Below are 350 nucleotides of genomic sequence, written 5' to 3'. Positions count from 1 at the left end.
CAAAAGCGAATTACCTTGTCAACAGAAAATGCAATAAAATGAGGACGAATATGCTATACTGATGCAGACGTTATTATCCGGCGCAGGTCAGGCTGGCTCAGATAAAGCCGGCACAGATCAGGCCGGCGCAGTTCAGGCATAAGGAAGGAGCATCATGGGACATCCGGATCCTATTGCATTTTCGATATTCGGTGTAGACATAAGATGGTACGGCATACTCATCGCAGTGGGCATGCTTATAGCCGTGCTTTTGTCATGCAAAAGAGCCTACTATCACAAATTGAAAGATGAGGATGTGCTGGACATCTGTCTCTGGGTGCTGCCTGTCGGAGTGATAGGAGCCAGAATTT

At 47.1% G+C, this 350-nt stretch carries 1 protein-coding gene; it reads left to right on the top strand.

Going from position 1 to position 350, the window contains the following annotated elements; translation table 11 throughout:
• Positions 1 to 154 precede the first annotated feature (154 nt).
• Positions 155 to 350 (top strand): prolipoprotein diacylglyceryl transferase family protein (locus ABS917_RS18850; protein WP_350480424.1); only part of this gene is annotated, 196 nt, incomplete at its 3' end.

The organism is Solibacillus sp. (assembly GCF_040273735.1).
Classification (GTDB): domain Bacteria; phylum Bacillota; class Bacilli; order Bacillales_A; family Planococcaceae; genus Solibacillus.
Note: the sequence above shows the minus strand (reverse complement) of the source record. Positions and strands in the feature narration are given on the sequence as shown.